Raw genomic sequence first — 25,478 nt, forward strand, 5'->3', positions numbered from 1 at the left:
GTTGCCAACTACCGGGCGCTAACCCACGGAAATGTCGACTCTATTCTGAGACGGTCGAAAAACCCGGAAATCGGATGGACTGTATGGTGGGCCCGGAGGGACTCGAACCCCCAACCAAGCGGTTATGAGCCGCCGGCTCTAACCATTGAGCTACAGGCCCCACGCGGGCTGGATTAATGTTTTTCGCTTCCCGGCACAAGGCTTTCCCGACGAGCTTTCGCGGATCGCCCAAATCAACCCATAATCGCGCTCTACGCGACCTTTGCGACTGGATCGCAGACCAAGGAGATTTTCATGACCAAATATCTTTTGCCCCTCGCGCTCGCCGCTGCAATCGCTTTTCCGGCGATGGCTGGAGCCGCCGATTCGCCGACGCCCGCCCGCATCATTGTTTCGGGTGAAGGCGAAGCGACCACCCCTCCCGACCTGGCGTTGCTGTCGCTCAGCGTCATGCGCGAAGCCAAGACGGCGCGTGCGGCGCTCGACGCCAACAACGACGCCATGGCCGCCGTGATCGCGGCGATGAAGGCGGCCGGCATCAAGGATCGCGACCTGCAGACCGCAGGCATCCAGATCAACCCGCGTTACAACTACACCAACAAGCCCGACGGCAGTCAGGAGGCCGAACTCGTCGCCTACCAGGTGACCAACACGCTTGCGGTGCGCGTGCGCGACATCGACAAGACCGGCGAGATCCTCGACAAGGCGGTGTCGCTCGGCGTTAACCAGGGTGGCGGCATCTCCTTCACCAACGACAACCCGGCGGCAACCATCGACGCGGCCCGCAAGAAAGCGGTGGCCAACGCGATCGCCAAGGCCAAGACGCTCGCGGAAGCCGCCGGCGTGAGCATTGGCCGGGTGCTGGAGATCACCGACCAGAACATCGCGCCGCCGCCGATGGCGATCAATGCCAAGGCCTTCGACGCCGCCGCGGGCGCGGCAGTGCCGACGCAAGCCGGCGAGAACGCCTACAACGTTCAGGTCACCGTTACGTTCGAGCTGAAGTAGGCAGCCCGTGTGATGCGTGGTCGAGCCTCGCCCGGCCACGCCAACGGCAAATGCCGCGCATGAAAAACCCCGCTGGATCGCTCCCGCGGGGTTTTTTCGAGCCGCACCCATCCTACAGAAAGCGGGCTCTGCTAGTCCAGACGACCTTCAAAGAAGGTCGTGTCTTCTGGCTAACCCTCGCAGAGGGTTATGCCGCGAGCCTCAGCGATAGATGACCGGGCAACCGCGTTCATTGGCGAACACGACGACGACGCGGTCGCCGTCCTGGCGGCCGATGACCTTGACCGTGCGGCGGTTGACGTCGACGATGCGGGCGCGGTAGAGGCCCATGCGCTCGGCCTTGTCGAGGGCACGATCCGGCGAACAGCCGCGGCGCCAGCCGTCACGGCGCCAGTCGTCACCGCGCCAGTCGTCGCGGCGCTCATCGCGGCGATGCCGATAGCCGTCGTCGCCGGCATAGACACCAAAGCGCGGATCCTGGTTGTTGCCGAAGCCGAGATAGAGGCTGTCGGCATGAGCAGGGATGGCCGCCAGCGTGCCGAGGCCGACCAGGGCCGAAAGGGCCGCCGTCTTGATCGTGTTGTACATGGTTCTCTCTCCTTGTTGCGGGCTTGCGCCCGTCCTCGTGAAACCGATGATGGGAGAATGCATCAGCCTGTCTGAACTGTTTACGAACCCGCCGTTCATCTGCGGTTCATGTGGCGGGAAGAGGAAATCTTCGCCAGCTTTCGAACAATGCATCCCCAAAAATCTTGCCCCGGTCCTTGTTCCGGAACTGCGCGGATACGGGCCTCAAGGCTCGTCGTCGAGCATATAGTCAAAATAATCTTCAGGCTCGGCCAGATCGGTCTCGCTCGCCTTGACCCGGCCGCGCATCGAGATGCCGGCCTCATGCACGGTCTCGGCACTGCCCGACACCAGCCGATGCCACCAATAGAGGTCGTGGCCCTCGGCCACCAACCGGTAGGCGCAGGTGCTGGGCAGCCAGCTGATGGTGCGCACATTCTGCGGCGTCAGCCCGACGCAATCGGGAACGCGCGCCAGCCGGTTGGCATAGTCGGCACAGCGGCAGGTTTGTGCGTCGAACAGCCGGCAGCCGACACTGGTCCAGTAGATTTCGCCGGTATCCTCGTCCTCGAGCTTCGACAGACAGCATTTGCCACAGCCGTCGCACAGCGATTCCCATTCGTCCGGGCTCATCGCTTCCAGCGTCTTTGTTTTCCAAAACGGCGTTTCCATTTTGGGGATGTGGCCCCAGTGGCCGCCGAGGTCAAGCGCGGCAACGGTTGAAATGCGGCCGCAACTCGGCCGAATGACACGAAGTTGCCTTCAAAAGGCCGGCCATTCGCCCTGTACGACATCTATCCCCAGCAAACTGGAACCAATCGGGCTAAGATCGGTTTTGGCAAGGATGGGACCCCACAAGGAGAGTTTTCGATGAAACGCCAACCACGGATTCTGGCAGGCACCGCACTTGGCCTGCTGATGGCATCCGCGCCGTTGGGCGCGTTCCCGCTTCAGGGAAGTGCCGCGTTCGACCCCATGCAAGGCGGTGGAACCCCGCTGATCCTGGCACAGGACGCACCCACTGACGAGGCACAGCCGACCGACCAGGAGCAGCCGCGCAAGAAGAAGCGCGAAAAGCAGGCCGAACAGCCGCCGGCCGAGCAGGCAGCACCTGCAGCCGAGCAGCCTGCCCCGGCTGCCGAAGAGCAGCAGCCGCGCAAGAAGAAGCACGAACAACAGCAGCAGACCGAGCAGGCTCCCGCCGAACAGGCGGCCCCGGCCGCTGAGGAGCAGCAGCCGCGCAGGAAGAAGCGCGAACAACAGCAGCAGACCGAGCAGGCGCCGGCCGAACAGGCAGCACCCGCCGCCGAGGAGCAGCAGCCGCGCAGGAAGAAGCGCGACCAGCAGCAGCAGACCGAGCAGGCTCCCGCCGAACAGGCGGCCCCGGCCGCTGAGGAGCAGCAGCCGCGCAAGAAGAAGCGCGACCAGCAGCAACAGACCGAACAGGCACCGGCCGGCGAGGCTGCCCCCGCAACCGACGAACAGCAGCCGCGCAAGAAGAAGCGCGACCAGCAGCAGCAGACCGAAACCCCAACCGAGCAGGCTCCCGCTGGTGAGACACAGCCCGCCAATGACAACCAGCCGGTCAAGCCCGGCAGGAAACACAAACAGGACCAGCAGAAAGAGGCGCCCGCTGCCCCGGCAGTGACGCCGGAAGCCGCACCGACGCCGAAGGAAGCTCCGGCAGGGCAAGTAACGACACCGAAGGTTGAATCGGCTCCGGCCGGCGAACAACCCGCTACCCAGGGCGAGCAGCCCCAGGATAAGACAAAGAAGCACGGCAAGAAGCCGGCGGGTGAACAGCCTGCCAATGGCGAGCAGCCGGCGACAGGCGAGCAGCAGCAGACGGGCAAGCAGCCCGTGACAGGTGAACAACCGGCCAATGGCGAGAAGCCGGCAACCGGTGAACAGCCCGCCAATGGCAACACGGCCGCGCCCGTCCAGGGCGAAAACCCCGTGCAGGGCGAAGCGCCTGCCGACAAGAACGCTGCCCCCATCCTCGACAGCCAGAAGGATGCCGAGCGCAAGGCTGGCGGCCGCAAACATGGCAACAAGGCCGGCCAGAACGGCCAGCAGCAGGATGGTGGCCAGAACGCCCAGCAAGGCGGCGACCAGGGCCAGAAGCCGGTGGTTGCTCCTGTCGACCAGGGTCCGCCTCCAACCGACGACAAGGCAGCCCAGCAGGAGATCAAGCCTGAAAAGCTCGTCCCGGTAACGGAAGAGAAGGGCAAGCGCCTCGACCGGGCGCCCGACGAGAACATCCGCGACCGCCGTCGTCCAAAGGGCGTCGACGTGCTCAAGGAGATCGGCGACCGCGTCATCATCCAGCTCGGCGGCCAGACGATCGTCCAGAGCAATGACGCCCCGCGCATGAATCGCGGTGCCAGGGACGTCTATTACGAGGATCTGTCGCAAGGCCGTAGACGCGAGACGGTCCAGCGCGACAATGGCGTCCAGATCGTCACCATCCGCAACCGTTATGGCGATGTCATCCAGCGTTCGCGCATCACGCCGGATGGGCGCGAATATGTGCTGAGCTATGTCGACGAGCGGGACTATCAGGATGAGGGCGACTGGCGCGATCCCGGCGATGACCTGCCGCCGATGCGGCTCAACATTCCGCGCCGGCAGTACATCCTCGATTCCGAGGACGTCGAAAGCGATGACGACTACTTCACCTTCCTCGACCAGCCGCCGGTGGAGAGGGTCCAACGTCTCTATTCGATCGACGAGGTCAAGCGTTCGGCCCGCGTGCGCGACATTGCACGTCGCGTCGACCTCGACACGCTGAACTTCGAATTCGGTTCATCCTCGATCTCCGACACCGAGGTGCAGAAGCTCGAGGGCGTCGCCAGCGCCATGGAGAAACTGCTGAAGAAGAACCCGGCCGAGACCTTCCTGATCGAGGGCCACACCGACGCCGTCGGCACGCCGGAAGCGAACCTTGCTCTGTCGGACCGCCGCGCCGAAGCGGTTGCCGAAGCGCTGACCAATGCCTTCGGCATCCCGCCGGAGAACCTGACGACACAGGGCTATGGCGAAGAGTATCTGAAGATCAACACGCAGGCACCCAACCGCGAGAACCGGCGTGTCGCCATCCGCCGCATCACGTCCCTGGTGGCGCCGGTCGCCAGCAACAATTAGGTCATGATTTCAAAACCATGACCTGGTTTGTGGACTCAATGCGAAAAGCACCCATCCCCGGCTCGATCGGGGATGGGAAAGGTTCGTATCCGGGTCCCGGGCTCAAGAAGATTTGTACCGGCATTAGAGCCGGCTCATTGAATCGCGAGCCCGCTCACCCCAGATTCAGGGCTGGGCGTTCCCTGCCCCGTCCCGACTCCAGCGGGATGTATTGAGCCCCGCCGGCCCTCTCCGGCGGGGCTTTTTGCTTTGATCCTATCTTGCAAAGAGCGGCGGCGTGGCCGAAACACGGCCACCTCGCCTTCGTCGTCTCGGCGCTGATGCTGGCCTATATCGACCGGCTGATGGACCTGAGCAAAGGCAAGAAGGAAGAGGTGTGAGGTAGCTCCCTTCTCCCCGTATACGGGGAGGTGAGACGTGGTCCGCGTTGCGGACAAAGAGCCAATTGCTTGGCTCTTTGAAGGACGAACGCCGGCAGTCGGATGAGGGTCAGCGCCGACAGGTCGTGATTTTCGTCAGTAGATGCTTTTGACTTTTGTATTTGAGTTGGCAAACACCTCGTCCGGCACGAAAAAGTCACCGGCCAGCGGCCCGGTCGCGCCTGGTGAATAGACCGAGAAATCCGTGACCCCCTCGGCGCGCAGCACCTCTTCGTCGATGTAGAAATTGCCCGATGTTTCGCGCGACGGCCGCATGAAGATGGCATGCGCGGCATCGGCCATGATGTCGGGCGACCGGCTCATCGCCGCGACCGTCGCGCCGCCGAGCAGATTGCGCACCGCCGCCGTGTCGATGGTCGAGATCGGCCACAGCGAATTGACGGCGATGCCGTCCTTGGCGAATTCGGCACTCATCCCCAGCGTGCACATCGACATGCCGAACTTGGCCATGGTGTAGGCGACATGGTTCTTGAACCACTTGGCCTTCATGTCGAGCGGCGGCGCCAGATTCAGGATATGAGGATTGCCGGCTAACTTCAGGTGCGGAATGCACATTTTGGACACCAGGAAGGTGCCGCGCGTGTTGATCTGGTGCATCAGATCATAGCGCTTCATGTCGGTTTCCAGCGTGCCGGTGAGCTGGATGGCGCTGGCATTGTTGACGCAGATGTCGATGCCGCCAAATTTCTCCACCGTCTTTGCGACAGCCTCGGCCACCTGCGCCTCCTCGCGGATGTCGCACAGCACAGGCAGCGCCTTGCCGCCGGCCTGCTCGATCTCTTCAGCGGCGGTGTAGATCGTGCCCGGCAGCTTGGGATGCGGCTCGGCGGTCTTGGCGGCGATCGTCACATTGGCGCCGTCGCGCGCCGCCCGCAGCGCGATCGCCAGCCCGATGCCGCGCGACCCGCCGGAGATGAACAGCGTCTTTCCCTTGAGCGACATTTTTCCTCCGCGTGCTGACCCATTCTTCTGAGCCGATCCTTGCCCGTGCGGCTTGCGGATACAAGAGCTTGCCGCGGGAAGCCATGGTGACGCTGCGGAGGCTTTGTTGATCGACAGCGCCCGATATCTATTGGATTTACCGAGGCTCAGGTATATATTCTATACAAACAGGCAGAATATAGAATGGCACTATCGATCAAGAACATGGAAGTGGAGCAACTGGCGCGCGAGCTTGCCCGTCGCCGCCACGTGTCCGTGACAGAGGCTATCCGTCAGAGCCTCGAGCGCGAGGTCGCGCGCGAACGGCTGGTACCGCGCGAAGACGCCAGTGATCTGTTTCAGCGGTTGATGGCGATTGCCGACAGTGCCGGAAAAATCCCCGAACGCGAAGATGCGATGACCGACGACGAAATCCTCGGTTACGACGAGTTCGGAATCCCGACGAAATGATCATCGATTCCTCGGTCTTGGTCGCCATTCTGCGTCTCGAGCCGGGCTACGAACGTTTCGTGCTCGCGATCACGCAGGCCAAGAGACGGCTGCTGGCAGCGCCAACGTATCTGGAAACAACGATGGTGCTCGCGGGCGGCCGGCAAGATGAAATCCTGGATCGGCTAGACACCTTCCTGCGGACCGCCTCGATCGAGACGATCCCCTTCACCGCCGACCACGCAGCCGTCGCCCGCCAGGCTTTTCTGCGTTACGGCAAGGGTCGGCATCCGGCGGCACTGAATTTCGGCGACTGCATCGCCTATGCCACTGCGCGGCTCGAAGCCATGCCGCTATTGTTCAAGGGTGACGATTTCCGGCTGACCGACATCGAAGCGGCAGTCTGAGCAATATCAGACCAGCACCAGTCCCTGCCGCATCGCAATCGCAATCGCGTCCGTGCGGTTGGCGGCACCGAGCTTGATCAGGATCGCGGCGACGTGAAATTTCGCCGTGTGGACGGAAATGTTGAGCCGACGCGCAATCACCTTGTTGGGCGCGCCTTCGGCCAACAGCGCCAGCACTTCCGCCTCGCGTGGCGACAGCGCAGGCCGGGTGGCATGCTCGTCCAAGACTTCATCCTCGAAGGGCTCGCTCTCGCCGGCATGGAAATCCTCATGGCGCCCGTCGCGGCCCTCACCCGTGACGCGATAGCCGGCCGCCGCCAGCCGCGCCGCCGCGGCGATCAGCAGATCGTCGGCGCCCGCGGGCATGACCGCAAACACCTCGCCGGCGGGCCGCTCGCCGCCGGCGCGCCCCGACAGCAGCACCCGTGGCGTGGAGGCCGGCACGGTATCTCCGCTCCTGTCGTCGACGATGGCGACGTCAGCCCTGCCGCCGCCGGCCACGACCGGCAACATGTCGTCGCTGGCGGCAAGCGTGGCGGCCAGGCGCTCGGCGCGCGCGGCATCGCCGAGCGCAACCAGCACCACCAGCCGCCGCGAGGCGGCACTGTTGCTCATGATCCGGTCGCCGGCGAGCGTTTCCATCGATCCTCTCAGCTCAGCGGCTTTTCGCCGATGGTCAATGTCACATCGCGCTGTTCGCCGCCACGCACCACGCCAAGCGTCACAGAAGCGCCGGCGCTATCCGGCCCGAGCCGGCGGATCAGGTCGCGCGGGCCATGCACGGCCTCGCCGTTCCACGCCACGATGATATCGCCCAGCGACAGGCCGGCGGCCTTGGCTGGGCCGCTGTCGTCGAGGCTCATCACCATCGCGCCATGGGCGTCGCGGTCGCGCACCGGATGCAGGCCGGCGCCGAGATAGCCGCGTGCCACATGGCCCTTTTCGCGCAAGGTCGCCACTGCCCGCTCGATCGTCTCATAGGGCATGACCAGCGCACGGCCACGCGGTCCGAACAACAGCATGCCGATCAGCGCGCCCTTGGCGTCCAGCACCGGGCCACCCTCGAAGCGGCCGCCGGCGCCGACGGCCAGATTGATGCGCCGGTCGATCGTGCCGCCGCGCATCGAGCGCCAGGCCGGACCGACTTCGCCGACCGAGCCCGATACAGCCAGTGCCGAGCCCTGGCTGCTGCCGATGGCGATGGCGATATTGCCCGGCCGAACGGCATCGGCCTTGGCAAGGACGGGCGCAGTGGCCGCATCCGCGGGCTTCAGCAGGGCGACGCCCGTCGAAGGGTCGCGGCCGACCAGCTCGGCCTTCACCGTCTCGCCCGAAGCCAGCGTCAGCTCGATCTCCTCGCCGGCCTCGACAGCCTCTTCGGCGGTGACGAAATAGCCGTCGCGCCAGTGGAAGGCGCTTGCCGTGCGGTGATGATGGGCAGTGAAGCTCGCGGTCGCCGGTGCCGCCGCGGCGGCAAGGTCGGCAACGGCTTGCGAAAACGCATTCAGATTGAAATCACTCATGATGGTCTCCTGGGGTTCGTCATGTCCCAGATATCGCCCGACGGCGCCCCTGGAGGTACTCGCCTGACGGCTAGTTGGCGGTTTGACTGGCCATCTGGTCAGGTCGCGGCGGTTCCAGCCGCTCCGCACATATAGTCACGATCAAGCCTGAAAACACGGAGCCCACTCATGGCCCTCGCCGCCGCCAAACTCCAATCCGATGAGACATTGCTCGACGCCTATTCCATGACGGTGGCGGACGCGGTCGACCGCATCGGCCCGGCCGTCTGCCGCATCGAGCGTATTGGCGGCCAGGGCGGCCATGGGTCCGGCTTCGTCATCGCGCCGGACGGGCTGGTCGTCACCAATTTCCATGTCGTGGGTGACGCAAAAACAGTTCGCGTGTCGATGCCGGACGGCGCCTCCAGCGAGGGCCGCGTGCTCGGGCGCGATCCCGACACCGACATCGCTCTGGTGCGCGCCGACGGCAGCTTTGCCGATGTGGCGCCGCTTGGCGATTCCAAGCGGCTGCGGCGCGGCCAGATCGCCATTGCCATCGGCAATCCGCTCGGCTTCGAATGGACGGTCACCTCAGGCGTCGTCTCGGCGCTCGGCCGCTCGATGCGCGCCTCGACCGGCCGGCTGATCGATGACGTCATCCAGACCGATGCCGCGCTCAATCCCGGCAATTCCGGCGGGCCGCTGGTGTCGTCGGCCGGCGAGGTCATTGGCGTCAACACCGCCATGATCCATGGCGCGCAAGGCATCGCGTTTGCGGTCGCCTCCAACACCGCCAATTTCGTCATCTCGGAGATCATCCGCTTCGGCCGCGTGCGCCGCGCCTTCATCGGTGTGTCGGCCGACACAACCAATCTGCCGCGCCGCGCGGCGCTGTTGTCGCAAGTGTCGACCAGCACGGCGGTGCGGCTGCGCAGTGTCGAGAAGAACGGCCCGGCGGCCAAGGCGGGGCTGAAGGAAGGCGACATCATCGCGGCCATAGACGGGCGCCCGGTGACTGGCGTCGACGACCTCGTGCGCATGCTCGACGCCGAGCGCATCGGCCGCGAGACGCTGTGCACGGTGGTGCGCCGCACCGGCGTCAGCCAGGTGGCGGTAACGCCGGTGGCGCGGGCGAGCTAGAGCGGCGCGATCCGGCAAAACGGCCCGGCAGACCGCCGGGCCGTTCCCGTGCCCTATAGCGTTTCACCGTTTTCACGAAAACGGTGAAACGCTCTAACTCTTTGTTTTGACGCAATTCCCTAGGGAAAGCGCTACGCGCTTTTCCCGGGAAAACCGTTCACACTTTTCCTGGAATTGCTCTAATTGATCTCCTGCCCCTGATTGCCCAGGCGCATCTTCATCTGGGCAGTCAGACTTGCCTGCATGCCGTCGAGGCCTTCGATGCCAGCCATTTGCGGCCGTTCACGAAGGGCGACGCGCATGGCATGGAATCCAAGCGCGCGGTAGGCTTCCATCTGCTCTTCCGAAAAGAACTGATCGCTCGTCGGTTCATTCGGGAAAAGCGGGTAGCGGCGCTCGTAGTCTAGGACATAGTCGGGCTCGTCGCCGGTGACCGACGCCTTCACGTAGATGAGGATCCCTTCGACCGGATCATTCTCGTAGTAGATCTTGCCGACCGCGAAATGCCGCAGATGCAGCGGCGAGTCCGGCGGGATGATCTTCGTGCGGTCGGCGTCGCGCGCCAGCGCAGCATCCCTGACCGGCCGCCAGTCAAGCGAGATACGCACGCCGAGATCGATCCGCGCGAAGCGTTGGACATCGGTGAACGCACCGAAATTCATGCCGGCATCGGCTTCGGCGTCGACCACGATGATCAGCTTGCACTTGCGCTTGAGCAGTTGATAGAGGCCGATATTGTCGATATGGCCGCCGTCGGTGATGTAGACGCGCGAGCTGTCCGACCTGAGCTGCCCCGTCGCCTCTGCCAGCAGATACAGCCGCAATATGTCCTCCCAACTGCGTCGGGAAGACCGCTTTTGAAGCTCAACCCCGCTCGGATTGGGAAGCCAGAACCCCAGCCGCAGGTTGAGCAGGGCCAGCGTCGGCCCAAGCAGGCCGAGACTGATGCGACCCATGCTCGAGGAAATGGCGGCGCCTGAAATCGCCACCGCAGCCGCGAGATCCAGCTGCCCCTCTTCCTTGGCCATTGTCGTCGAGGACGCATATCCGGTCGACGCACTGCCGACGAAATGTTTTGAGAACAGAAAGAATTCCGCGTTGCGCCCCCGTTTGCTCGGGTCGGCCTCAGGCAGGCTCAGGGCTTGCACGACAGGCACGGGCGCGATTGGCCGGTGATGACCCGGAAGAACGATGTCCGGCCCGCCCCACCACGCCCGCAACCTCATGGCTTCGGCAATCTTGGCGCCCAGCCAGCGAACCGCCCCGGCGATGACAGACTTTCTCGGAGGATCCGCGGCCTGCCTGGCGCGGCGGACATTCAGCGTGCCGTTGACCAGGAGATAGGGCGCCTTCACGCCCAGTGCATCCAGCGCGATGTCAGCCTGATCGTCGCTGCCGCCGAGGCGAAACGCCTGCCGGAGCCGGTCGCGGTAGAGGCGGTGCAACCCATTGGCATTTTCGGTGAAATTGAAGGCGACCGTTATGACGATGGCGCTGATGGCCAGATAGTTGAGCAGCACGGTGGATTCGTCGTGCTGCCATTCACCTTTCGCCGTTCTGGCGGCTACGGCGAAAACGGCTGAGCCCGCCAGGATCAGCAGCACCTTGACGACCACCGAACCGCTGTAGTCATGCGTCATCGCGCCAAAGAAGCTGGTGAGCCGGCCAGGTGCCAGATCGTCGGCGAGATAGCGAACCACAAAGGTTCGCGCCACCAGAAACAGCAGCATGCAAAGGATAAGGACCGTGAACAGGATACGATTGTCGGTCGTCAGCCATTGCGGTCCATAGGCATAGCCGTTCATGTCGCCGACTGCCGGATCGACCTTGATGCCCCAGATGACGATGACCAGAAACAGCCCATAGATGACCAACGGCAGCGCCAGGCCGAGCGCCAGGAAGGCGGCACGCGCCAGATAGCCCCGGACCTGGTGCCCGATCCCCGGCGCGTTGAGGGCCTTCTGCACCCAGGAAACCAGTATGCCCCTGAATGCGGCGGTGGCCGTGATGACCGCGCCAGCCGTCGCCATCAACGCCTTGAGCGTGTCCAATGTCGTCTGCTGATGACCGCGCGGCGGCGAGGTCACCTCGATCAGCCACAGGATGATCTTGGGCTGGACTTCAATCAGGAACAGGCCGGCCGTGACCAGCAGCAAGGTTCGGCCATCCTTGGCCCAGAGGCTGTCCTGTTCGAGATGCTCGCCTTTGCGCGCGACAGCGTAGCTGTCGGAATAGGAACGCCACAACGCCCAGGCAAGCAGCCAGACGGCGAGAACCAGCGTCGCCGAATACGACAGCACGAAGGGGTTGGCGATCATCGATCGGACGCGGGCAGTCCATCCCTCCTTGCCCCAATCGTCTCCGAACCACCAATTGGCGACATCGAGAGCGATGCTGTGTCCGAGGTGGCTGGTGGTCGGGTTGGTCAGGATGACGAATGTCGCCAGCGGCAGGATCAACGTCAGCAACAGCAGGAAATTGACCATCCAGCCGCGCATCAGGATGCCGATCGACAGCACGATGTCCTGAAAGCCGCGTGGCGCCAGGAAACGGCTGTTGTCACGGATTTGGCCGACAAGCGCGTTGTCGCGCACGTCGTCATCCGAGGCGAAGGGAAAATCGAGCGGCTTGTCCACGCCGTTTTTTGCCTGCTCGAGTTCTTGGCGCGTCATGTCGGCGACCATCGCCGATCCGATATAGCCGCCGCCTGACACTGTGGACAGATAGTCGATCCGGGGGGTGAGCTTGTACTGGTCGAGCGCCTGTAGTGCGCCGAGGCAGAACGAAGCCGATCTTATCCCGCCCCCCGAAAGCGCGACACCGAACAGCCAGGCCGGATCATCCTTGGCAACGGAATCCGGCTTGCCGCCGCCGGCACCCTTTGAAACGCCGACACCAAGCGCCTTGCGACGATCCAGGATCGCATCATACTCCGATCGAAGGACCGCATCGAATTTCTCGGTATACGGAATAGTCTCCGGCTTCTTGCCTCGATTGACCACAGCCATCCCCCGATGTCGCTATGTTCTTGAACAATACAACAGGGAATGACGTTTTCTGCAAGGATTATTAAGATCGGAAGAGTTGAAGCGGGTGGCGACGCCATCGATGTCTTTAAAATCGCAAGCGATTTTAAAGACATCCGACGCTTTGCTTCGCAGATGTCAAAAGCAGCGTGCTGGCCCATCCGACCCCGCGTGCTGCAAAATTCAGCGCGAGCAGCGGCACCGGCAAAGTCACATCTGCCGACAATTCCGCCAGGGACCACCCTCACACCCCTGCCGCGCCCTCCGCGTACTGCGCCAAAAATTCCTCGCTGGGCGGGATCGGCTTGATGACGTCGATCAGCACGCCGTTGGGATCCCTCGTGATGAAATGGCGCTGGCCGAAGGGCTCGTCGCGCAGCGTGCGCAGGATCGGCAGGCCGGCAGCAAGGATCCGCTCATAGACCGCATCGGGGTCGCGGACTTCGAAATTGATCAACAGGCCCGACGTGCGCCCCCGCCCCTCCTGCGGGATCGTCTCATGGTCGCCCTGGACGATGCCGAGATTGACGCGTTTGTTGTCCACCGACTGCAGGTGCACATACCAGCCGCTCTCAAACAGCGGCTGGAAGCCGAAATGCTTGACGTAGAAGACCGCCGTGCCGGCGACGTCGCCGGTCATCAGCACCGGGTAGTAGCTTGTGGTCTTCATCTTTCTTTCTCCCTGGACATAACATACAGTCTGTATGTAAATCGAATTAACATACAGGCTGCATGTATGCAACAGGAATCCGCGCGCCGTTCCAACCGCGACCGCACCGAGGCGACGCGCGCCGACCTGGTCGCGGCGGCGCGAAAGCTGTTCACCGAGAAATCCTATGCCGAGACCGGCACGCCGGAGATCGTCACCGCCGCCGGCGTCACGCGCGGCGCGCTCTATCATCACTTCGCCGACAAACAGGCGCTGTTTGCCGCCGTGGTCGAGCAGGAGGCACAGGCGGTGGCCCAAGAGATCGATCGTGCTTCGCCACCCTCGCTCGAAGCCCGCGATGCGCTCATCGCCGGCTCAGACGCCTATCTCGCCGCCATGCGCGTGCCCGGCCGCACGCGGTTGTTGCTGCTCGACGGCCCGGCCGTGCTGGGCCGCGCCGCCATGGATGCGATCGACGACCGCCACGGCAACCGCTCGCTGCGCGAGGGCCTGGTCGCGGCGATGCGGGCCAATAGGATGACGAGATTGCCGGCGGAGGCGCTGACCGCGCTGCTTGCATCCGCCTTCGACCGCGCCGCACTGGCCATCGAGGCCGGCGCCTCGGCCGAGGATTACCGCGCCGTGCTCATGGCGCTGATTGACGGATTGTCTCCGGGTCGTCCTCAGGCACCTGGCCCGGCTCGAACTCGTTGAAGCAGCCAAGCCCGCGCTTGAACCGGTCGATCAGCCAGGCGGCCGCCGGCTTCGGGCTGCGGTCGTTGCGATGCATGGCAAACAGTGGCGAGCTCACTTCCTTGTAGGGCTCGAGATCAAGTTCCACCAGGCGGCCGGTGGCCAGGTCGTCGGCGATAAGCCAACGCGGTAGCCCGCCCCAACCCAGCCCCTCGCGCATCAGCATATGCTTGGTGCGCATGTCCGTCAGCCGCCAGGTGCGGTAGGCAAAGACACCATAGTCGCGCCCCTTGGTGCGCTCGGACTGATCGGTGACGACGAGCTGCGTGTGCTCGCGCACATCCTCGATCTTCACCGGCTTCGGCAGCCGCGCCAGGGGATGGCTGGGGGCCGCGGCCGGCACCATCGACATGAAGCCGATGCGCACGAGATGGACGTCGACCTCGCCCAGCAGGCCGCCAATGCCGAGATCGGCCTGTCCATTGACGACATGGTCCGGGATCAATCCAAGCGAGCCCATGTGCAGGCGCAGCATCACAGTGGGAAACTGCGCCTCGAATGCCTTCAGCACCCGCACCAGCACGGGCGAAGGCAACGTCGCATCGACCGACAGCGCCACTTCGGCCTCCAGCCCGTGATGGTGGCCATCGACGCGCGAGCGCATACGCTGCAGCACGCCGATCATGCGTTTTGCATCCTCCAGCATCGCCCGACCGATCTCGGTCAGCTGCGGCTCGCGCGTGCCCTCGCGTTCGAACAGCTTCAGCCCCAGCTGCGCCTCGAGATTGGCGATGCCGTAGCTGATGACGGATTGCGCCCGGTTGAGCTTGCGGCCGGCGGCCGAGAAACTGCCGGTATCGGCCACGGCGACAAGGATCTGGAGCTGGTCGAGGGTCGGGTTAGGCTGCATCACTGTATCTATTTTGTGGATGGATCGTATCGAAAATATACCAGTTTATCTGATGGATCGATACCCCATATGTGGCGGGACAATTCATTCCACTGGAGAGACCCGCTATGTCCATTCTTCTTGTTACCTCAAGCCCGCGCGGCGCTGCCTCGCACTCGACCCGCATCGCTACCGAATTCGCCGAAAAGCTCGTCACCGCCGATCCGTCGAACACGCTTGTCGTGCGCGACCTCGTCGCCAATCCGCTGCCGCATATCGATGCCGACTACTCGACCGGCATCTACACGCCGGCTGAAGCCCGCACCCCGCGCCAAGCTGAGGTTGTCGGCGTCTCCGACGTCGTGCTCGACGAGCTGTTCGCCGCTGACACCGTGATCCTCGCCACCGGCTTCATCAACTTCAACATCTCCTCAACGCTGAAGTCGTGGGTCGATCACATCGCCCGCTCCGGCAGGAGCTTTGCCTATGGCGAAAGCGGCCCCAAGGGCCTCGTCACCGGCAAGAAGGTCTATATCGTGCTGGCTTCGGGCGGCATCTATTCCGAAGGTGCGGCCGTGCAGTTCGATCACGCCATTCCCTATCTGCGCGGCGTGCTCGGCTTCCTCGGCATGACCGATGTCGACGTCATCCGCATCGAAGGCGTCGGCATGGGCCCTGACGCGGTGACCGCCGCGCTCGCCAAGGCGACCGCCAAGGTCGACGCCGTGGTGGCCAGCCAGCAGGTCGCTGCTGCCGCGTAAGGCCCCTACCATATGACTGAGAAAGGCAGGCGCCCGCGCCTGCCTTTTTCGTTCAGAGCAAGTCCAAGAAAAGTGTGACCCGGCCTGCGAACGGCCGCCGGTGCCACACCCACAGAGATTCGCAACCGACGTGTCCCGAAGGAACCTAGTCTTGCGCACTCCGTCTGACCGGCACGACCCGCTCAATCCGCTTGCCGCTCGAATCCTCCACGACCAGATGAATGCTTTGAACCTCGGCTGGAGAAGGTGCCTTCAATTGCACCTGCTTGACGATCCAGCCTCCTTCAAATGCCAGGTCCTTGACTTCGACATTGTCCGTGCCCTGTCCGACGCCATACTGAAGTGGCCCCGAGCCGCCCTTTATCACGGCTCGCACCGTAACCAGCCCTGCAGGGCCGACTGGCTGCGGTGAAAGATCCGGCGTGGACAATTCAAACGGCACCTCCAGATTTGCCTTCGAAGACTCCGCCCCGAAGTAATAGCCGACAATCGTGCCAAACACGCCCAGCAGGAGGGACAAGACTTCCTTCGCCCTCTGAAAGCGACCGTCATTCGCGTCGCTTGGAGCTGGCCCGACCAGCGTGTTGAGGACGAGTGCGACGGCGATTCCTATGGTCACGATCGCGAAGAGATAGGTAATCAGCCCTCTGGCAAGCTCGGGCCTTGCCATTCCCGAAAGAAAGCCGTGGTCGACGCCAAGCATCGAAGCGCCGATCATGACAAACAGACTGAGCAGAATCAGAGTTGCAAGGATTACTATCGGATTTTGAAAATTCGCCTGCGAAACATCCGGCTGGGACTCGGCCGGTTTTGGTGTCCCATCGTCCTTGTCTGCCATCACTCCCCTCCTCAGTAGATGCCCTCCATCAGGCCAAATACCATTCCAGCGGAAGCCGGACACAACACCACCCGCATTCCTCGCTCCAACGAACCCTCTTTGGTTGCCTCACACATAGCCGCAGGAATGGACGCTGATGCCAAGTTTCCGAATTTTCGAAATACTTTGTCATAAAGGCGGTCGCCAACACCCAGTCTAGTCGCCATGATTTTCAGGGCCGACTCGCTGGAACTGTGTGGGAACCAGATGTCGATGCCAGAAACGTCGGGGTATGCCGCCTTTACAAAAGAGGTCATTTCCCTGCTCGCCGTCTGTGTAAGCTCTGAGCTGTAGGCAACCAGTTGATGGACGCCATTGGCTCCAACTTTTGTATCAGGCAAGCAGAAATCGCGAAAGCCGGGAAGTGGTAAATTGCAAAGCGATGCAAACTGAGGTCTGGTTCGAAAACGAAATTTCCAAGCATCTGGCGACAATGTAACGACGGTGGCAGTGGCTGCTTCGCCGATAGTTAGAGCTGGAAATGTATAAGCGATTTCAGCATCGGTCCGCATTTTGAAGATTTCGGGATATCCGTTTTCGTAGACGCTGAACTCAGCATTTACGATCAGGATCCTTGTGTATGATCGGGTCAGCAAAAAGCCTTGGGCAACCTGAAGCGCCCTTGCCCAACTCATGCACGCCTCCGTAATGTCGAAGGCGTCACACTCGATGCCAAGTGCAGAAACCAAGAACGTCGCGTTGGCCGGCTCCAGAAAGCCGCGCCCTATCCCGCAGTAGATGACCAGATCTATGTCCCGGGGCACCAGCCCAGCATCGGCGATGGCCGATCGAGCGGCATCATGCAACAGGTCAAAGGCTCTTTCCCCGGCGCCCGTGTCACGGACGTAACGCGACTGTGCGCCGGCTCTTCGGAACAGGCGCTCGATTTTCCGACAATAAGACTCTAACTCTTCTCTATTTTGACTTTTATTGTAATCACGAATATATCTTAGTATATCTTCATTCGAGATCATTCGGGATGGAGTTCTAAACGCAATTGAATCAATACGCATTCCGGCACCCCGAGCACGTCAGGTAGCCGTATTTTTCACCTCGATCTTGATTGCTTCCCGATTCAGTCATTAGCCCCGCCGGTAGCTCGTCTGAAAAACGACGATGAGAAAAGCCGGAAATTATCTCAATTTCGACGATGGCGCACCCTCTAATCCGGTTCGATCCTGCAGCCGGAGTGGAGCGTGACGGCGGAGATCTGCTCCGCACGAGGGGCGGCTGGCCGCATAACATATGGTTGCATCGACTTTTGCTAGTTTGCGCGCGAGATGTGCGCTGCCAGGTCGAGGCAACGGCAGGCATAACCCCATTCGTTGTCGTACCAGGCAACGAGCTTGGTCAACCCGCCCTCGGTCTGCATGCCGGCCAGCGCGTCGAAGATCGAGGAATGCGGGTTGCCGCGCAGGTCGGTCGAGACCACAGGCTCATCGCAATAGGCGAGGATGCCGTCCATCGCATCTGCCGCCTGCGTGCGGAGCATCGTACAGATGTCCTTGTAGGACACGTTTTCTCTGAACCGGCAGGTGAGATCGATCATCGATACATCAGACACCGGCACGCGCACCGCCATGCCGTTGATCCGTCCTTTCAGTTCGGGCACCACCTTGCCGACCATGCGCGCCGCGCCGGTCGTAGCCGGGATGATATTGTCGAGGATGCCGCGCCCGAAACGCCAATCCTTCCGCGCCACGCCGTCGACCGTGTTCTGACCCGACGTCGTCGCATGGACCGTAAGCATCAGCGCCTCCTCGAGGCCGAAAGCATCGTTCAACGCCTTGGCGAGCGGCGCGACGCAATTGGTCGTGCACGAAGCGTTCGAGACAATGCTTTCGCCGGCATAGTCAGCCGCGTTGACGCCCATCACAAAAACCGGCGTATCGTCCTCGGGCGGTGCCGAGACCAGTACCTTGCCGGCGCCGGCGGCGAGGTGTCCTTCCGCTACCGCCTTGGTCAGGAACCGGCCGGTCGATTCGATGACCAGATCGACGCCCGCCTCGCCCCAACCGATCGCGCCGGGTTCCTTTTCGCTGAAGGCCTTGATCGTAGCGCCATTGACAACAAGCGCACCATCCGTGGCGGACAGGCTGCCCCTGAAGCCGCCATGCACGCTGTCATATTTGAGGAGATAAGCGAGATGATCGGTTGGCAGCAGGTCGTTGATCGCCACGATCTCGACGTCGTCGCGCGCCATCGCAGCCCGGAGCACAGTCCGGCCAATGCGGCCGAAGCCATTGATGCCGATGCGGATTTTGTCAGTCATCGATTGTCCTTTTTGGGCGGCGACAAGGCTTGATCGCCCACACAAACCCTGAGCATTGCAGGACGCAGCGCACGCGTCTGCCCGCTACCTTTGCTCCGAGAGGGATTGCTTTCCGCGTGGCCGATTTTTAGACTACTTCGCATAAAAATGACGCGCAATGAATTTATTGCGAAACGGTACAAAAATGACAGAGAAGTCCGCGCGCGGGCGCCCACGCCAATACGATGCCAAGGCCGCGCTCGGCGCGGCGCTCATGGAATTCCGGCGTCGCGGCTACACCGGCACATCGCTCGATCACCTGTCGGAGGCGACGAACATGGCGCGGCCGAGCCTTTATGCCGCCTTCGGCGACAAGCATGCCATCTATCTCAAGGCAACCGCACAGCATGCCGAGGACAGCATTGAACGCCTGAACCGTGCCCTCATCGACGAACCCTCGCTGGCAAAGGCGCTCGATGGTTATTTCTCCGCGCTTGTCGCTATCTATTCGGAAGGCGGCGATCGCCCGCTCGGCTGCCCGGTGCTCAGCGTCATCACCGGCGAGGCCGTAGCCGACCCGGTAATCGGTGCCGAGCTGTTTGCCGCTCTCGGACGCACGGACGCGCGCTTCCGCGATCGGATCGCGGCCGCCCGTGATGATAATCAGTTGCCGCACGCGACCAATATCGATGCCGTCGCCGAAATGCTCGCCGCATTGCAGCATAGCCTTGCGCAGCGCGCCCGTGCCGGCACGGCCCGACCGGAACTCGGGCGCATCGCGCGCAACAGTGTTGCGCTGATCCTCAAGGCTGCGGGCGCTGCTCGCGATTGAACAGGCTCTGAGCCTATCCGATGAAATGCCTGAGCAGACCCGCCGAAGCGATCCCGATCAGCACGGTCGGCAGCATGGAAAGCCGCGTCGCCGCAACAAAGGTGATGGCCAGCGCCAGGAGATCGGCGGGATTTCGCGACACGAAGGCGGGTGCAATGACCGAGATCAGTACGCAACCCGGTGCGGCCTCCATCACTGCGGTCGCACGCGCACTGAGCACACGGTTGCGCAGCACGGCATAACCGCCGATCCGGGTTAGATAGGTGACGCCGGCCATCAGCACGATGGTGAGAAGGGTTGCCGTGTCGATCATGCATCACCTGCCATCAACCAGGCAGCGGCGAGCCCCGACATCGCACCCGCCGCGACATACCAGGCGCCGGGAATGAAGAGATAGACAAGGGCGGCGACAACCAGGCTGACCAGCCAGGGCCGCGCCGCCGCCACGCTTTTCCACATGCCGCGCATCAGCACCAGGAAGACGGCCGGAAACGCCATGTCGAAGCCATAGGTCTCGACATGGCCGAGCATCGGACCGAGCAAGGCGCCGAGCGTGGTGAAGGAAACCCAGGTCAAATACATCGCCAGCGCCGCGCCCATATAGTAGCGCGGGCTGAAGGCCGGCGTGATCCCGGCGGCAGCGCGCTTTTTGGCGTCGGCCAGGCCCAGCGCCCAGCTTTCGTCGCATAGGAAGAACAGCGCCGGAAACACCTTGCGCCGTGGCAGGTCGCGCAGGAACGGCGCAAGTGCTGCCCCCATCAGCAGATGGCGGCTGTTGACCAGGAAGGTGATGGCGACGATGAGCAGGATATGCGGCGGCGACGTCCACAACTGGATCGCCGCGAATTCCGAACCGCCGGCGAAATTCAACCCCGTCATCATGGATAGCTCGAGCGTGCTCAACCCTTTCTGGGTCGCCTGCGCGCCGAGCACCAAGGCATAGGGGATGGTGCCGAGCAGCACCGGCGCGCAGGACGCCACGCCTCGGCGGAACTCGGATCCCGAGCCATCGCCCGCCGCTTCGACTGTCTGTGAAATGCTCATGCTCTGCCGTCGGCCGGCCTCGCGGCCGCCGCTTCCCTGCGTTTGAACTCTCGTGATACCGGCGGCAAACATACCCACACCGCTCCGCAATTTGGTTGCGAAGATTGTTGTTTTTCACTCATTTTTGGCATTGAGTGTCACTCATGGCCGATAAAGTGGAATTCAACACCATGAAGCTCGATGACATCGACAGGCGCATCCTGCGGGCGCTGCAGCGTGACGGTCGCATGGCCAACAACGAACTGGCCAACGAGGTCGGCCTGTCGCCCTCGCCTTGCTTGCGGCGCGTCAAGCTTCTGGAAGAGGCCGGCGTCATCGACCGCTATGTCGCCGTGCTCAACCCGGCCAGCATCGGCAAGGGCCTCACCTTCTTCACCCGCATCTGGCTGAAGACGCAGGACGAGGACACGGTCCAGCACTTCGCCACCGAAGTGGCCAAGCTGCCGCAGGTCATGGAATGCTACCTGATGCTCGGCGACTGCGATGCCTTGGTGCGCGTGGTGGCAGCCGACGTCAATGACTATCGCCGCTTCCAGTCGGAGCATCTGAGCCGCATCAAGGGCGTCCAGAACGTCAAGACCGACGTGCCGAGCTGGACGATCAAATACACGTCGGAACTGCCGATCTGAGGCCTGTCACAGGCACTTTGGCGGCAACCTGTCTGCTGTCAGAGTGAGCCACCATCGCGCGAGATGTTCGGCTTAAGCGGGGCGACAGCAACCAAACCGATCGATGGAGTGGTCCCGACAAATGGCGTGGCACGTGTACTGAGATAAATCGCACTGGTGGTTGCCATGCTTGCGAGCGTAGCGAACCCATAGGCAAACGCTAGCCAGCTGTCGGACAGCGCCAAAGCCACGACGGTGAAAAAGGCCGCGAAAGAAAACGACCCGACGATAACGCCACGCAACAGATTGGCGGCTGCCGGCGCTCCCCGCTGATGATGCGTGAACATCGCCAGGACAAGGACGAACACCGGAAACGGCGCCACGAGCCCGCTGAGCTGCGGCCCAAGATACCTGGTCGACAAGGTGATCAGGAAAACGAAGCCCGTCGAAACGACCATCCGCGCCGGAAGGTCCCATCTCGGCGCTATCCCGGCAAGCGCTTCCATATTCACCGGTTTGGTGAGGAAGGACAGAAGCAACAACGTCACCAGAAGCAGCCCAATGGCCTCAGCGAATGTCCAGTTGGCGAGGTTCCAGACAAAGGTGGCGAGAAAGAAGGCACCGACCCCCACGACCATGCTGACCCAGCAGTTGAAGCGCCTTGCCGCGCGGGCGTAGACGAAGCAGAAAATACAGGTCGAAACCTGGCCCACCAGATTGCCCACCGCCGCGTGCCGGGCGAACGCCGCACCATTTTCCAATGCTGTGAACACCGATACGGGGCCGGTCACCAAGGGTATCCCCATTAGCAGTCCACCCACCGCCGGCCCGAAACGCCGGCTGAGCAATGTGAGACACAGGATAAGGAGCGGCGTGCTGAGAAGCTTGAAGACCAGGATCATGAATGGATGACTTGGCCTTGTCCGGCCGCCTTGAAGAAGGATCAGCCGATCGAATACAGCAGCAAGTCAGCCGATGCCATACCGATCACGACGAGAGCCGCCTGAAAGCCGCGTCAGGCGCTCAACAAACCGCGTCGTTCCAGACTGGATAAAAAATGCAACCGGATTGTAGGATCGTCTTCCGTGCCAGCGTCCTTCGGACGCAAGCAGCGCTCAGCGCTGCCCTCTGGCATGGGAGATTTGTATGAACCTTTCCTATCGTTGGGTCATCGTCGCCACTGGTGCGCTGATGTCCTGTGTCGCCATCGGCACGATGTTTTCGCTGGCGATTTTTCTTGAACCGATGGCGCTCGACACGCAGTGGTCGCGCGCCGGCATTTCGAGCGCCATGACGCTCAATTTCCTCGTCATGGGCCTCGGTGGCTTCGCCTGGGGCGCCCTCTCCGACCGTTTTGGCGCCCGCATCGTGGTCACGATAGGTGCCGGGCTGCTCGGCCTGGCACTGGTGGTGGCGAGCCGGGCCGGCTCGCTTCTGACGTTCCAGATCAGCTATGGCGTGCTTGTCGGGCTTGCCGCCAGCGCCTTCTTCGCGCCGATGATCGCGCTGACCACGGCCTGGTTCGACACCCACCGAAGCCTTGCGGTTTCGCTGGTCTCGGCCGGCATGGGGGTGGCCCCGATGACGATCTCGCCTTTCGCCCGCTGGCTGATCTCAGCCTATGAATGGCGCACCGCCATGTTCGACATCGGCATCATGGCCTGGGTGCTGTTGCTGCCGGCGGTGCTTTTGGTCCGCCAGCCGCCAAGGCCCGCTGTGGCGGGCGGGATTTCCGCGCCGGTCGCCGAGGGTGACGGCATGAGCGTCGGTCAGGCGCTGCGCTCGCCGCAGTTCATCGTGCTGGGGCTGACCTTCTTCGCCTGTTGTGCCGCCCATTCCGGGCCGATCTTCCATATGGTGAGCTACGCCATGCTGTGCGGCGTCGCCCCCATGGCGGCGGTCACGATCTACAGCGTCGAGGGTCTCGCAGGGCTTGGCGGCAGGCTTCTCTACGGCGTGCTGGCCGACCGGCTCGGCGTCAAGCCGGTGCTGATCGCGGGCCTGGCGATCCAGGCGGTCGTCATTGCCGCCTATCTCTCGGTCAGCCAGCTCGACCAGTTCTATGTGCTGGCCGTCATCTTCGGCGCCACCTATGGCGGCGTCATGCCGCTCTACGCGGTGCTGGCGCGCGAATATTTCGGCCAGCGCATCCTCGGCGCCGTGTTCGGCGCTGCCACCATGGCGTCCAGCCTCGGCATGGCCTTGGGACCGCTCGCCGGCGGCATGGTGTTCGATGCCTATGCCAGCTACCACTGGCTGTTCATCGGCTCGGCCCTCATCGGCCTCGGTGCCGCCGGCATCGCGATCGCCTTCCCGCCGCTGCCGCGACGGGAATTTCAGATGGCGTAAAGCAAATGGACGGGCGGCGGTGATAGTTCATCGGCGCCCGCCATTGTCGAAGGTCAATACCCGAACCAGCGGGCCTTGCGGCTGGAGCCGAAGTTCACCTTGTCGACCCGCAAAGCCTCAGATGGTTCGTAGAAAGCACCGGTGGGTTTTGGGCCGGAGAAGAAATCCACATCCACCCTGGCGATCCGGTTGGCACCGAACTCGATGTAGCAGGATCCCGCGCCCGGGTTCCTGGCCGTCGGTTCCTCATGGCGCAGCCTGGCGATCAGGTTCGCTGCAACGGTACGTGCGGCGCCCTCGGCAAAGACGCCCGCCTTCGGCGCGCCCGTATTGGCCAGATCGCCCAGCGCGTAGACGCCGGGAAAGCGGGTTTCGAGTGTGCGCGGATCGATGGTGACCCAGCCGCCCTCGGTGATGCCGGCCTCGACGACGACTTCGGGCGCGCGGTTCCGGGGCACGCCCAGGAACAGATCGCAGGGCAGTTCGCCGCCATTGTCGAGCGTCACAACCTTGCGGCCCTCGTCCACGGAAACCACGCGGGTACTGGGGATGAAGGTGATGCCGCGCTCGGCGAAGGCGGCCAGAAGCGCCTTCGACGTTTCGGGGGAAGGCGGCACCGGGCTCGACATCGGGTTCACACAGGTGATCTGGCAGTCGCCCCGGACGCCCCTCTCGGTCAGGTAGTCATGCAGCATCAAGGCGCATTCGCTGGGCGCGGGCGGGCATTTGTAAGGCGCGCCGCAAACGCCGATCACGGCGTGGCCGTGGGTGAAACCGGGCAGCACCTTGGCCATGTGGGCCGCGCCCGGAACCGAGTAGAATTCGTTGCGGCCGAGCGTGATGCCGGGTGTGGCCGAGACGTCATAGTCGGCGCCGAGAGCGATCACCAATATGTCCGCCTCGTGCACGCCTTTGTCCGTCGTCACGCGCCGCCGTTCCGGGTCGATGGCGGTGACGGTCTCGCGCTTCATCGTGACGCCGGCCTTGGCATAGTCGGCGTAGGGCAGCCGCACAGCCGCTTCGGTTGCGCGGCCGAACATCAGATCAAGCTTGGCAAAGCCGAACACGAAGGAATCCGACTTGTCGATCAGGGTGACAGCAATGCTGTCACCCAAGGCTTCCGACAAGGACGTGCTGAGCTCAAGCCCGCCAAAACCGGCGCCAAGAATAAGGATACGGGTTTTCATACTGTTACCTCCTGTTGCCGGGTGCCTGGGAGAAGGCTCAGGCGTTGCTGTGCGGTTGCGGGACGATGCGGATATACGGCTTGGGCTGCTTCCAGCCCTCGGGATAGAGCACCTTGGCCTCATCGTTCGAAACCGAACCCGCGATGATCACCTCATCGCCCTGCCGCCAGTTCACCGGCGTGGCGACGCGATGCTTGGCGGTCAGCTGCATGGAGTCCACCACGCGCAGGATCTCGTCGAAGTTTCGCCCGGTGGTCATCGGGTAGGCGATCATCAGCTTGATCTTCTTGTCAGGCCCGATGACGTAGACATGGCGCACCGTTTGGTTGTCGGCTGCCGTGCGCCCCTCGGCACTGTCGCCAGCCGTGGCGGGCAACATATCGTAGAGCTTGGCAATGGCCAGCATCGGGTCGCCGATCATCGGAAAGTTCGGTGCATGGCCCTGGGTCTCGGCGATGTCATCAGCCCATCCGGCATGACGCTCGACCGGGTCGACGGAGAGCCCGATGATCTTGACGCCACGCTTGTCGAACTCGGGCTTCAGCTTGGCCATGTAGCCAAGCTCGGTCGTGCAGACGGGGGTAAAGTCCTTGGGATGAGAAAACAGGATGCCCCATGAATTGCCCAGCCAGTCGTGGAAGCTGATCGGGCCGTGGGTGGTTTCGGCGGTGAAGTCAGGCGCCATGTCGGCGATACGAAGAGACATTTGGTTCTCCTGTCAGAGGGTTGGAAT

General features: G+C 62.9%; 26 protein-coding genes and 1 tRNA gene. 10 read left to right on the forward strand and 17 right to left on the reverse strand.

Annotated elements, in window-relative coordinates; translation table 11 throughout:
- Positions 1-84 precede the first annotated feature (84 nt).
- Positions 85-160, reverse strand: a tRNA-Ile gene (locus CKW40_RS34550).
- Between the two features lie 134 nt (positions 161-294).
- Here CKW40_RS34550 and CKW40_RS34555 point away from each other — a divergent pair.
- Positions 295-1,008: an SIMPL domain-containing protein gene (locus CKW40_RS34555; RefSeq protein ID WP_095204193.1), complete on the forward strand. Its 714-nt coding sequence runs from the start codon at positions 295-297 to the stop codon at positions 1,006-1,008.
- Positions 1,009-1,209: 201 nt separating this feature from the next.
- Here the strand turns inward: CKW40_RS34555 and CKW40_RS34560 are convergent, their stop codons facing one another.
- Positions 1,210-1,596: a hypothetical protein gene (locus CKW40_RS34560; protein WP_095204234.1), complete on the reverse strand. Its 387-nt coding sequence runs from the start codon at positions 1,594-1,596 to the stop codon at positions 1,210-1,212.
- A 204-nt stretch (positions 1,597-1,800) separates the two neighbouring features.
- Positions 1,801-2,247 carry a YcgN family cysteine cluster protein gene (locus CKW40_RS34565; protein WP_095204194.1) on the reverse strand — a complete coding sequence of 149 codons (447 nt, stop codon included), beginning with the start codon at positions 2,245-2,247 and terminating at the stop codon, positions 1,801-1,803.
- A 198-nt stretch (positions 2,248-2,445) separates the two neighbouring features.
- Between CKW40_RS34565 and CKW40_RS34570 the strand changes: the two genes are divergently transcribed.
- Complete coding sequence (locus CKW40_RS34570) at positions 2,446-4,719, forward strand: OmpA family protein (RefSeq protein ID WP_095204195.1); 2,274 nt, start codon at positions 2,446-2,448, stop codon at positions 4,717-4,719.
- Positions 4,720-5,234: 515 nt separating this feature from the next.
- Here the strand turns inward: CKW40_RS34570 and CKW40_RS34575 are convergent.
- A complete protein-coding gene (locus CKW40_RS34575; protein ID WP_095204196.1) occupies positions 5,235-6,101 on the reverse strand; it encodes an SDR family oxidoreductase in 867 nt (288 codons plus the stop codon).
- A gap of 183 nt (positions 6,102-6,284) precedes the next feature.
- Here CKW40_RS34575 and CKW40_RS34580 point away from each other — a divergent pair, with 183 nt between their 5' ends.
- Both CKW40_RS34580 and CKW40_RS34585 read left to right on the forward strand, forming a co-directional pair.
- Positions 6,285-6,551 (forward strand): type II toxin-antitoxin system VapB family antitoxin, encoded by a 267-nt coding sequence (locus tag CKW40_RS34580; RefSeq protein WP_095204197.1) that lies wholly within the window; start codon positions 6,285-6,287, stop codon positions 6,549-6,551.
- The gene (locus CKW40_RS34585) at positions 6,548-6,937 is read left to right on the forward strand and encodes a type II toxin-antitoxin system VapC family toxin (RefSeq protein WP_095204198.1); all 390 of its coding nucleotides are present in this window, start codon (positions 6,548-6,550) and stop codon (positions 6,935-6,937) included. Before CKW40_RS34580 ends, CKW40_RS34585 begins: the two co-directional genes overlap by 4 nt.
- A 6-nt stretch (positions 6,938-6,943) precedes the next feature.
- On the opposite strand, the gene CKW40_RS34590 is transcribed toward CKW40_RS34585, so the two are convergent.
- Together CKW40_RS34590 and CKW40_RS34595 are read right to left on the reverse strand one after the other, a co-directional pair.
- On the reverse strand, positions 6,944-7,579 hold the full coding sequence (locus tag CKW40_RS34590) for a helix-turn-helix transcriptional regulator (protein ID WP_095204199.1): 636 nt from the start codon (positions 7,577-7,579) through the stop codon (positions 6,944-6,946).
- Positions 7,580-7,587: 8 nt separating this feature from the next.
- Complete coding sequence (locus tag CKW40_RS34595) at positions 7,588-8,460, reverse strand: S1C family serine protease (protein WP_095204200.1); 873 nt, start codon at positions 8,458-8,460, stop codon at positions 7,588-7,590.
- Between the two features lie 168 nt (positions 8,461-8,628).
- Here CKW40_RS34595 and CKW40_RS34600 point away from each other — a divergent pair, with 168 nt between their 5' ends.
- Positions 8,629-9,579, forward strand: a complete 951-nt coding sequence (locus CKW40_RS34600) for a S1C family serine protease (RefSeq protein WP_095204201.1) — start codon at positions 8,629-8,631, stop codon at positions 9,577-9,579.
- A 179-nt stretch (positions 9,580-9,758) separates the two neighbouring features.
- On the opposite strand, the gene CKW40_RS34605 is transcribed toward CKW40_RS34600, so the two are convergent.
- The gene (locus CKW40_RS34605) at positions 9,759-12,587 is read right to left on the reverse strand and encodes a patatin-like phospholipase family protein (protein ID WP_095204202.1); all 2,829 of its coding nucleotides are present in this window, start codon (positions 12,585-12,587) and stop codon (positions 9,759-9,761) included.
- A 262-nt stretch (positions 12,588-12,849) separates the two neighbouring features.
- Complete coding sequence (locus tag CKW40_RS34610; protein ID WP_095204203.1) at positions 12,850-13,275, reverse strand: VOC family protein; 426 nt, start codon at positions 13,273-13,275, stop codon at positions 12,850-12,852.
- A 66-nt stretch (positions 13,276-13,341) separates the two neighbouring features.
- On the opposite strand from CKW40_RS34610, the gene CKW40_RS34615 reads away from it, so the two are divergent.
- A complete protein-coding gene (locus CKW40_RS34615; protein ID WP_095204204.1) occupies positions 13,342-13,968 on the forward strand; it encodes a TetR/AcrR family transcriptional regulator in 627 nt (208 codons plus the stop codon).
- On the opposite strand, the gene CKW40_RS34620 is transcribed toward CKW40_RS34615, so the two are convergent.
- A complete protein-coding gene (locus CKW40_RS34620) occupies positions 13,901-14,857 on the reverse strand; it encodes a LysR family transcriptional regulator (protein ID WP_095204205.1) in 957 nt (318 codons plus the stop codon). The two genes, CKW40_RS34615 and CKW40_RS34620, sit on opposite strands and share 68 nt — an antisense overlap.
- 107 nt (positions 14,858-14,964) lie before the next feature.
- Between CKW40_RS34620 and CKW40_RS34625 the strand changes: the two genes are divergently transcribed.
- Positions 14,965-15,597 (forward strand): FMN-dependent NADH-azoreductase, encoded by a 633-nt coding sequence (locus CKW40_RS34625; protein ID WP_095204206.1) that lies wholly within the window; start codon positions 14,965-14,967, stop codon positions 15,595-15,597.
- A 145-nt stretch (positions 15,598-15,742) separates the two neighbouring features.
- Here the strand turns inward: CKW40_RS34625 and CKW40_RS34630 are convergent, their stop codons facing one another.
- The 3 genes from CKW40_RS34630 to gap form a co-directional block, all read right to left on the reverse strand.
- Positions 15,743-16,435: a hypothetical protein gene (locus tag CKW40_RS34630; RefSeq protein WP_095204207.1), complete on the reverse strand. Its 693-nt coding sequence runs from the start codon at positions 16,433-16,435 to the stop codon at positions 15,743-15,745.
- Positions 16,436-16,446: 11 nt separating this feature from the next.
- Positions 16,447-17,487: a 3-oxoacyl-ACP synthase III family protein gene (locus CKW40_RS34635; RefSeq protein ID WP_095204208.1), complete on the reverse strand. Its 1,041-nt coding sequence runs from the start codon at positions 17,485-17,487 to the stop codon at positions 16,447-16,449.
- Positions 17,488-17,738: 251 nt separating this feature from the next.
- The gene (gene gap / locus CKW40_RS34640; protein ID WP_095204209.1) at positions 17,739-18,746 is read right to left on the reverse strand and encodes a type I glyceraldehyde-3-phosphate dehydrogenase; all 1,008 of its coding nucleotides are present in this window, start codon (positions 18,744-18,746) and stop codon (positions 17,739-17,741) included.
- A gap of 184 nt (positions 18,747-18,930) precedes the next feature.
- Between gap and CKW40_RS34645 the strand changes: the two genes are divergently transcribed.
- Positions 18,931-19,557, forward strand: coding sequence for a TetR/AcrR family transcriptional regulator (locus tag CKW40_RS34645; RefSeq protein WP_179298225.1), 627 nt, complete (start codon positions 18,931-18,933; stop codon positions 19,555-19,557).
- Positions 19,558-19,570: 13 nt separating this feature from the next.
- Here CKW40_RS34645 and CKW40_RS34650 read toward each other — a convergent pair whose 3' ends face one another.
- Together CKW40_RS34650 and CKW40_RS34655 are read right to left on the reverse strand one after the other, a co-directional pair.
- The gene (locus CKW40_RS34650; RefSeq protein WP_095204211.1) at positions 19,571-19,870 is read right to left on the reverse strand and encodes an AzlD family protein; all 300 of its coding nucleotides are present in this window, start codon (positions 19,868-19,870) and stop codon (positions 19,571-19,573) included.
- Positions 19,867-20,601 (reverse strand): AzlC family ABC transporter permease, encoded by a 735-nt coding sequence (locus CKW40_RS34655; RefSeq protein ID WP_095204235.1) that lies wholly within the window; start codon positions 20,599-20,601, stop codon positions 19,867-19,869. Before CKW40_RS34655 ends, CKW40_RS34650 begins: the two co-directional genes overlap by 4 nt.
- 170 nt (positions 20,602-20,771) lie before the next feature.
- Here CKW40_RS34655 and CKW40_RS34660 point away from each other — a divergent pair, with 170 nt between their 5' ends.
- Entirely contained in the window at positions 20,772-21,230 is a 459-nt protein-coding gene (locus CKW40_RS34660) for an Lrp/AsnC family transcriptional regulator (RefSeq protein ID WP_095204236.1), read from the forward strand.
- A 38-nt stretch (positions 21,231-21,268) separates the two neighbouring features.
- On the opposite strand, the gene CKW40_RS34665 is transcribed toward CKW40_RS34660, so the two are convergent.
- Entirely contained in the window at positions 21,269-22,111 is an 843-nt protein-coding gene (locus tag CKW40_RS34665; RefSeq protein ID WP_095204212.1) for a hypothetical protein, read from the reverse strand.
- Positions 22,112-22,355: 244 nt separating this feature from the next.
- On the opposite strand from CKW40_RS34665, the gene CKW40_RS34670 reads away from it, so the two are divergent.
- Positions 22,356-23,558, forward strand: coding sequence for an MFS transporter (locus CKW40_RS34670; RefSeq protein ID WP_095204213.1), 1,203 nt, complete (start codon positions 22,356-22,358; stop codon positions 23,556-23,558).
- Between the two features lie 53 nt (positions 23,559-23,611).
- Here CKW40_RS34670 and CKW40_RS34675 read toward each other — a convergent pair whose 3' ends face one another.
- Both CKW40_RS34675 and CKW40_RS34680 read right to left on the reverse strand, forming a co-directional pair.
- Positions 23,612-24,745 carry an NAD(P)/FAD-dependent oxidoreductase gene (locus tag CKW40_RS34675; RefSeq protein ID WP_095204214.1) on the reverse strand — a complete coding sequence of 378 codons (1,134 nt, stop codon included), beginning with the start codon at positions 24,743-24,745 and terminating at the stop codon, positions 23,612-23,614.
- Positions 24,746-24,782: 37 nt separating this feature from the next.
- Complete coding sequence (locus tag CKW40_RS34680) at positions 24,783-25,451, reverse strand: peroxiredoxin (protein ID WP_095204215.1); 669 nt, start codon at positions 25,449-25,451, stop codon at positions 24,783-24,785.
- Positions 25,452-25,478 lie beyond the last annotated feature (27 nt).

The organism is Mesorhizobium carmichaelinearum, from assembly GCF_900199455.1.
Lineage (GTDB): Bacteria > Pseudomonadota > Alphaproteobacteria > Rhizobiales > Rhizobiaceae > Mesorhizobium > Mesorhizobium carmichaelinearum.

Excerpts from the sequence above, each read along its gene's own strand:
- CKW40_RS34675 (WP_095204214.1), bottom strand. The coding sequence starts at position 24,745 with ATGAAAACCCGTATCCTTATTCTTGGCGCCGGTTTTGGCGGGCTTGAG.
- CKW40_RS34585 (WP_095204198.1), top strand. The coding sequence starts at position 6,548 with ATGATCATCGATTCCTCGGTCTTGGTCGCCATTCTGCGTCTCGAGCCG.
- CKW40_RS34565 (WP_095204194.1), bottom strand. The coding sequence starts at position 2,247 with ATGGAAACGCCGTTTTGGAAAACAAAGACGCTGGAAGCGATGAGCCCG.
- CKW40_RS34635 (WP_095204208.1), bottom strand. The coding sequence starts at position 17,487 with ATGCGTATTGATTCAATTGCGTTTAGAACTCCATCCCGAATGATCTCG.
- CKW40_RS34620 (WP_095204205.1), bottom strand. The coding sequence starts at position 14,857 with ATGCAGCCTAACCCGACCCTCGACCAGCTCCAGATCCTTGTCGCCGTG.
- CKW40_RS34600 (WP_095204201.1), top strand. The coding sequence starts at position 8,629 with ATGGCCCTCGCCGCCGCCAAACTCCAATCCGATGAGACATTGCTCGAC.
- CKW40_RS34590 (WP_095204199.1), bottom strand. The coding sequence starts at position 7,579 with ATGGAAACGCTCGCCGGCGACCGGATCATGAGCAACAGTGCCGCCTCG.
- CKW40_RS34555 (WP_095204193.1), top strand. The coding sequence starts at position 295 with ATGACCAAATATCTTTTGCCCCTCGCGCTCGCCGCTGCAATCGCTTTT.
- CKW40_RS34570 (WP_095204195.1), top strand. The coding sequence starts at position 2,446 with ATGAAACGCCAACCACGGATTCTGGCAGGCACCGCACTTGGCCTGCTG.
- CKW40_RS34680 (WP_095204215.1), bottom strand. The coding sequence starts at position 25,451 with ATGTCTCTTCGTATCGCCGACATGGCGCCTGACTTCACCGCCGAAACC.
- CKW40_RS34650 (WP_095204211.1), bottom strand. The coding sequence starts at position 19,870 with ATGATCGACACGGCAACCCTTCTCACCATCGTGCTGATGGCCGGCGTC.
- CKW40_RS34580 (WP_095204197.1), top strand. The coding sequence starts at position 6,285 with ATGGCACTATCGATCAAGAACATGGAAGTGGAGCAACTGGCGCGCGAG.
- CKW40_RS34625 (WP_095204206.1), top strand. The coding sequence starts at position 14,965 with ATGTCCATTCTTCTTGTTACCTCAAGCCCGCGCGGCGCTGCCTCGCAC.
- CKW40_RS34615 (WP_095204204.1), top strand. The coding sequence starts at position 13,342 with ATGCAACAGGAATCCGCGCGCCGTTCCAACCGCGACCGCACCGAGGCG.
- CKW40_RS34595 (WP_095204200.1), bottom strand. The coding sequence starts at position 8,460 with ATGAGTGATTTCAATCTGAATGCGTTTTCGCAAGCCGTTGCCGACCTT.
- CKW40_RS34630 (WP_095204207.1), bottom strand. The coding sequence starts at position 16,435 with ATGGCAGACAAGGACGATGGGACACCAAAACCGGCCGAGTCCCAGCCG.
- CKW40_RS34670 (WP_095204213.1), top strand. The coding sequence starts at position 22,356 with ATGAACCTTTCCTATCGTTGGGTCATCGTCGCCACTGGTGCGCTGATG.
- gap (WP_095204209.1), bottom strand. The coding sequence starts at position 18,746 with ATGACTGACAAAATCCGCATCGGCATCAATGGCTTCGGCCGCATTGGC.
- CKW40_RS34645 (WP_179298225.1), top strand. The coding sequence starts at position 18,931 with ATGACAGAGAAGTCCGCGCGCGGGCGCCCACGCCAATACGATGCCAAG.
- CKW40_RS34655 (WP_095204235.1), bottom strand. The coding sequence starts at position 20,601 with ATGAGCATTTCACAGACAGTCGAAGCGGCGGGCGATGGCTCGGGATCC.
- CKW40_RS34665 (WP_095204212.1), bottom strand. The coding sequence starts at position 22,111 with ATGATCCTGGTCTTCAAGCTTCTCAGCACGCCGCTCCTTATCCTGTGT.
- CKW40_RS34605 (WP_095204202.1), bottom strand. The coding sequence starts at position 12,587 with ATGGCTGTGGTCAATCGAGGCAAGAAGCCGGAGACTATTCCGTATACC.
- CKW40_RS34575 (WP_095204196.1), bottom strand. The coding sequence starts at position 6,101 with ATGTCGCTCAAGGGAAAGACGCTGTTCATCTCCGGCGGGTCGCGCGGC.
- CKW40_RS34610 (WP_095204203.1), bottom strand. The coding sequence starts at position 13,275 with ATGAAGACCACAAGCTACTACCCGGTGCTGATGACCGGCGACGTCGCC.
- CKW40_RS34560 (WP_095204234.1), bottom strand. The coding sequence starts at position 1,596 with ATGTACAACACGATCAAGACGGCGGCCCTTTCGGCCCTGGTCGGCCTC.
- CKW40_RS34660 (WP_095204236.1), top strand. The coding sequence starts at position 20,772 with ATGAAGCTCGATGACATCGACAGGCGCATCCTGCGGGCGCTGCAGCGT.